Annotated in this window: 4 protein-coding genes; 2 read left to right on the top strand and 2 right to left on the bottom strand. The window is 52.7% G+C overall.

All coding sequences use genetic code 11. The features are described 5' to 3' along the window. Positions 1-124: 124 nt before the first annotated feature. Both bcp and BUE76_RS04940 read right to left on the bottom strand, forming a co-directional pair. Entirely contained in the window at positions 125-580 is a 456-nt protein-coding gene (bcp, locus tag BUE76_RS04935; RefSeq protein WP_173702657.1) for a thioredoxin-dependent thiol peroxidase, read from the bottom strand. Between the two features lie 165 nt (positions 581-745). Then, positions 746-2,410: a peptidoglycan DD-metalloendopeptidase family protein gene (locus BUE76_RS04940; RefSeq protein WP_073045145.1), complete on the bottom strand. Its 1,665-nt coding sequence runs from the start codon at positions 2,408-2,410 to the stop codon at positions 746-748. Between the two features lie 337 nt (positions 2,411-2,747). Between BUE76_RS04940 and BUE76_RS04945 the strand changes: the two genes are divergently transcribed. Both BUE76_RS04945 and carB read left to right on the top strand, forming a co-directional pair. Then, positions 2,748-2,984, top strand: a complete 237-nt coding sequence (locus BUE76_RS04945; RefSeq protein ID WP_073045146.1) for a hypothetical protein — start codon at positions 2,748-2,750, stop codon at positions 2,982-2,984. A gap of 304 nt (positions 2,985-3,288) precedes the next feature. Further along, positions 3,289-6,114, top strand: a complete 2,826-nt coding sequence (carB, locus tag BUE76_RS04950) for a carbamoyl-phosphate synthase large subunit (protein WP_073045148.1) — start codon at positions 3,289-3,291, stop codon at positions 6,112-6,114. Positions 6,115-6,246: the final 132 nt, after the last annotated feature.

Here is a 6,246-nt window from a genome sequence, read left to right on the forward strand (position 1 = left end):
TGGCCTCCTTGGTGTGTAGGGCACCTACTATTTGAGGAACCTGGATTCAAACAAAAGAGCCGCTGCAAGGGATACAGCGGCTCTTTTGTTTGAAGCCATTTATTGCTACCAATGGATTCGGTATTTATTTCAGTATTTCCTCCGCGTGTTCCTTGGTTTTTGGCTTCTTCAAAATCTTTTCAATCATTCCGCTGGCATCAATCACAAACGTAGTGCGGTGCAGGCCTTCGTACTTGCGGCCATACATGTTCTTTTCGCCCCATACGCCGTATGCATCAATGATGGTACGATCGGGGTCGGAAAGCAGGGCAAAGGGCAGCTGGTACTTGTTCTTGAACTTGCTGTGGCTTTCCACATCGTCGGGTGAAACGCCCAGTATTTCGTAGCCCTGTGCCTTCAAGGCAGAGAAATTATCGCGCAGGTTGCAGGCCTGTGCCGTACAGCCCGGCGTATCGTCGGCAGGGTAGAAGTAGAGGACCACTTTCTTGCCTGCATAATCCTTTAGCGAAACTTCAATGCCGTTCTGATCCTTCGCGGTAAACTGCGGTGCGGGATCGCCTTCTTTTAGTGTAATTGCCATGAGTAAGTTTGGGGTTTGGGGTTTTGAGTTTGGGCGTTGGGAGTTGGTTGCCAGGTGCAGGTTACCGGATGGAGGCTGAAGGAAACAAGATCACCTTTTCATTTTCACATTGTCACATTGCGCCATTTTCACATTTCCTCCTTAGCACATTATCACATTAGCTAATTATCTCATTACCCGCCATTCCTTCACCGTTTCGTTTCCAGCCACGTCTCTAACAACTACGCGGAGCGTGTGTTCACCCACCGGGAACATTTCATCGAAGTTGTAAATCCAGGTGCGGCCTTTGTCGTTGGTAAACCGCAGCCAGGTACCGTCCACTTCGGCCCGGAAAGATGCAATTTTATCGAGGTTGTCGCGGGGTGTAAATACCAGCCTTTTCAGCTTGCGGGCATCTACCACCGAAGCTGCGCCTGGTGCATTGATGGCAGGCGGCTCCTGGTCCAGGATCAGCTGGTAGGAGCCCAGTTGCCTGAACTTGGCACTGGCCCATCCCTTGCTGATGCTTACCGGCATGATGACGGTGCGGCTGCCGGCAACGCCTTTAATCACCAGTCTTTGCTGTTGTTCCCCATCCATATTTTCCGGCACCTTGATGCGCACCCGTACCGAGTCGTGAACAGGATGCGTGGCGGCCGCTACGCTAAACACCGGTGAGACACCGCCCACCGTGCCTGCCCAGGAGCGCACAAAAGTGGTATTGATGGTATCGTAAACGGCGTATTCAGAAGTATACAACTCGAAATCTTCGCGTTCCACCACGTTTACCTGTGCGGGCACCAGCTGCTCCGGAGCCGCGCTGTAGGTGCGTGCCTGTGCGGGGTTGTACCGTACGGAAAAAGCTACCGTTGTGTGGTTGCCCGCAGCATCGGATACTTCGATCTGCACGTCGTGGGTGGCAGTATCGGTGAGGTACAAAATGCCATCGGTGGGGGTGTGGTGGTACACGCTGCTGGTATCGCCGGGCATGCGGCTCACATGCTGCAGCCAGGGACCGCCGGCAGCCTTGTAGCGGTAGTCGGTAGATGCATTGAGGTAGCGGGTAACATCATAGTCGATGCGGTCCAGCTCAAACTCCGACAGCAGCAGGCCATCCATCAGGATGCGGGCACAAAAAATCCCGTTGGGATTGGTATAACCGGTAAAGCGGTCAACTGCCCCAATGGCAAAAGAGATTTTGTTGGATGCCGAGGTAATCAGGTTGCCGGCTGCCGGTTGCCAGTTGGCGCCCGCTTTACGCAGGCCAATCAGCAGCGGCGTTTGGGCATAGGTGCTCTTATTGCGGTCGTAGAGGGCAATGCGGCTTACCGTTGGTGGCACTGCATCAGGAATGGGAAAACCAAAGAGCATGGGGTTGAGACAGCGGTCTGTAGCAGTTTCCCGGATCTCGAAATGCACATGTGGCCCCTGCGAGCCACCGGTATTGCCGCTATAGGCAATAAACTGCCCCTTGGTTACGGGAAACAGCTGCCGTGGTATTTCAAGATCTACATCCCATTGCTGGCGTTTGTATTGTTCTGCCTTTACCCATTGCTCGATGGCGGGATCAAAGGCGTTGAGGTGCGCATAGAGGGTAGAGAGCCCGTTGGGGTGATTGATGACAAGGGCCCGGCCAAACCCGATAGCGTCGATATTTACCCGGGCAATATAGCCATCTGCAGCGGCCATCACGGGCAGGTTCTCGCGTTGCTGGGTGCGGATGTCGAGGCCCATATGCCAGTGGTTGTTGCGCAGTTCGCCAAAATTAGCCACCAGTTGCATGGGAATATCGAGCGGGTTGCGGAAATATTGTTGCGGGTAATTCTTTTGGGCCCAAAGCGCCAGTGACATAAATAGGGCACAGCATAACAAAGCTGCACGGCTAGGCTTCCTCATCTCCATCCAAGGGTTTAATGGTGCAAGGTAAGGGTGCAAGATTTATTCCATGAGGTAGAGGAGTGATTGGTGATTGGTGAATGGTGATTGGGTATTAGGTATTGGGAATTGTGTTATTCGGCACTCTTTGTTCCAAACTCATTGCAATCACCAATCACTACTCACCAATCACCAATACTCAATACCAAATACCCAATCCCCCTTCTTTTCCGGTACGATATTTTATAACTTAACCCTACAAGCCCAAACAAGGCTGACTTAACCATATTTATAAACTATAAAACATTCCACTATGGCACGTCCCGGATTAGGTACTTTGCTGCTGGCAGGCGCCGCTGCTTTTGGTTATTACAAATATTCCAAAATGACCGCCGCTGAAAAAGAACAGCTCAAGCAAAAAGCCGTTAAATTGTATGATGATAATGTTCCGCAAAATGTAAAAGACATGATTGCAGGCAAACAGGGCGGACAAACGCAGCCCGCCGGCGGCAACTTCAACGGCGGAACGGATGGTTTTTCGCAGATGTAATAAAAAGGGCCGGTTGGCCCTTTTTTGTTGGGCTAAAGTGTTGGGTAATTAGCAGTAGAAATGATACGTGCGGTATGTTTTGCAGCTACCTGTTTTTACCCCCAACACTTTACCCAACTGCATAAAGGGCCAGCTAAACCGGTAAAGTTTGTATAACAACTAAATTTCCCCTGCCAGCAGTACTGTTTTCCCTTACTTTTGCACCCCGGGCAGAAACCCGGTTTTTTTATGCCCGTACGTGAACAAACCTGAACAAACCTCACAGGTCTTAAAGACCTGTGAGGTTTAAAAAAACACTCCGCAGATGCCTAAAGACAACTCCATAAAATCAGTACTGATCATCGGCTCGGGTCCTATTGTAATTGGACAGGCCTGTGAATTCGACTATTCGGGAACGCAAGCTGCCCGCAGCCTGCGCGAGGAAGGGATCAAGGTGATCCTCATCAACTCGAACCCGGCCACCATCATGACCGACCCCATGATGGCCGACCGTGTGTACCTGCTGCCCCTGACGGTGGAAAGTATTGAACAGATCCTCAAGGAAAATGAGATCGACGCGGTGCTGCCTACCATGGGTGGACAAACAGCGCTCAACCTGGCCAAAGAGGCACAGGACCTGGGTATCTGGGAGCAGTACAATGTGCGCCTCATTGGTGTGGACATCAAGGCCATCGACAAGGCCGAAGACCGCGAACTGTTCCGCCAGTGGATGATCCGCCTCGGTGTAAGTGTGGCTACCGCCAAAACGGCTAACTCCTTCCTCGAGGGTAAAGAGTTTGCCCAGGAGATCGGTTTCCCGCTGGTAATCCGTCCTTCTTTTACCCTGGGTGGTACCGGTGGCGGTTTTGTACACGATGCCAGCGAGCTCGACGAGGCCCTGCAGCGTGGTTTGCAGGCATCGCCCATTCACGAGGTACTGGTAGAACAGGCCGTGCTGGGCTGGAAAGAATACGAGCTGGAACTGCTGCGCGACGCCGCCGATAACGTGGTGATCATCTGTACGGTGGAAAACTTCGACCCCATGGGTGTGCACACCGGCGACTCCATTACCGTGGCGCCTGCAATGACCCTGAGCGATACCGCCTTCCAGCTGATGCGCAACACCGCCATCATGATGATGCGCGACCTGGGCAACTTCGCCGGTGGTTGTAATGTGCAGTTTGCACTCAACCCTGCCACCGAAGAGATCATCGCTATCGAGATCAACCCCCGTGTGAGCCGCTCTTCGGCCTTGGCTTCCAAGGCTACGGGTTATCCCATTGCCAAGATCGCTGCCAAGCTGGCCATCGGTTATACCCTGGATGAGCTCCAAAACCCCATTGTTCAGGATACTTCCGCATACTTTGAGCCTACGCTCGATTACGTTATTGTAAAGATCCCCCGCTGGAACTTCGACAAGTTCAAGGGTGCCAACGATACCCTTGGCCTGCAGATGAAGTCGGTGGGCGAGGTGATGGCCATCGGCCGCTCCTTTACCGAGGCGGTACAAAAGGCTTGTCAATCGCTGGAAAACAACGCCGTTGGCCTGGGCTACTATGGCAAAAGCCAGATGCACGCCGACGAGTTGATCGAATACCTGAAGACCCCGAAATGGGACCGCATCTTCCGCATCAAGGACGCCCTGATGCTGGGGGTGAGCGTAAATACCATTTCGAAGGCTACCAACGGCATCGACCGCTGGTTCCTGTACGAAATTCAGAAGATCTGCAACATCGAAAAAGAGATTGCTAAATACTACGTGGAGGACCTGCCCCTCGACCTGATTAAAGAGGCCAAGGTAAACGGCTTCTCCGACGAGCAGATTGCCCGTATCAGCCGCGGTGGCAACGAAGAAGAAGTGTACGAAAAGCGCAAGGCTGCCGGCATCACCCGCGTATTTAAAATGGTGGATACCTGTGCCGCCGAATTTGCCGCCAAGACGCCTTATTTCTACAGCACCTTCGAAGAAGGCCACGCCAACGAAAGCAAGCGCAGCGACAAAAAGAAAATCGTGGTACTGGGCTCCGGTCCCAACCGCATCGGGCAGGGTATCGAGTTCGACTACTGCTGCGTACACGGCCTGCTGGCTATCAAGGAGTGCGGTTACGAAGCCATCATGGTAAACTGCAACCCCGAAACGGTTTCTACCGATTTCGACATCGCCGATAAGCTGTACTTCGAGCCTGTATACTGGGAGCACCTTTGGGAAATCATCGAGCACGAGCAGCCCGAAGGCGTGATCGTTCAGCTGGGTGGACAAACCGCCCTGAAGCTGGCCGAAAAGCTGACCCAAAAAGGTATCAAGATCATTGGAACCTCCTACGACAGCATGGACATTGCCGAAGACCGCGGCCGTTTCTCCGACATGCTGAAAGAGCTCAATATTCCCTATCCCGAGTACGGCACCGCCTACGATGTGGATGAGGCTATTGTGGTGGCCAATAAAGTTGGCTACCCCGTGCTGGTGCGCCCCAGCTACGTGTTGGGTGGTCAGCGCATGCGGATCGTGATCAACGACGACGAGGTGGAAAAAGCGGTGATCTCCCTGCTGAAGCATATTCCCGGCAACAAAATCCTGATCGACCACTTCCTGGATCGTTGCCAAGAGGCGGAAATTGACGGCCTGTTTGATGGTGAGAACTTCCACGTGATGGGTGTAATGGAGCACATTGAGCCCGCCGGTATTCATAGCGGCGACTCCAACGCGGTGCTGCCTGCCTTCAACCTCGGACCCCTGGTGGTAACTACCATGGAGTACTATGCCGAGAAGATTGCACGAGCCCTCAACATCAAGGGTTTGATCAATATCCAGTTTGCCATCAAGGACGGCAAGGTGTTCGTGATCGAGGCCAACCCCCGTGCTTCGCGTACCACGCCGTTTATTGCCAAGGCATATGGTATTCCTTACCTCAACGTGGCTACCAAGATCATGATGGGCGAAGCCAAACTCACCGATTTCACATTTGAAAAGAACCTCCAGGGTTTTGCCATCAAGGAGCCGGTGTTCTCGTTCAACAAGTTCCCCGGTGTAAACAAGGAGCTCGGACCCGAAATGAAGAGTACGGGTGAAGCGATTCGTTTCATTAAAGACCTGCGGGATCCTTACTTCCGTCAGTTGTATAAGGACAGGAGTATGTACCTGTCCAAGTAAACCTCATCCCCCGGCCCCTGCTACTGGGAGGAGCAAGGGGAGGAGTGAACTACAGTAGTAAATGTTTTGATGTGAATAGTCCTGAAATAAGTTGACAGTATTTAGAATGGATCCCGGTTGCCTCAGGTGGCC

It is taken from the genome of Cnuella takakiae, from assembly GCF_001953305.1.
Lineage (GTDB): Bacteria > Bacteroidota > Bacteroidia > Chitinophagales > Chitinophagaceae > Flavisolibacter > Flavisolibacter takakiae.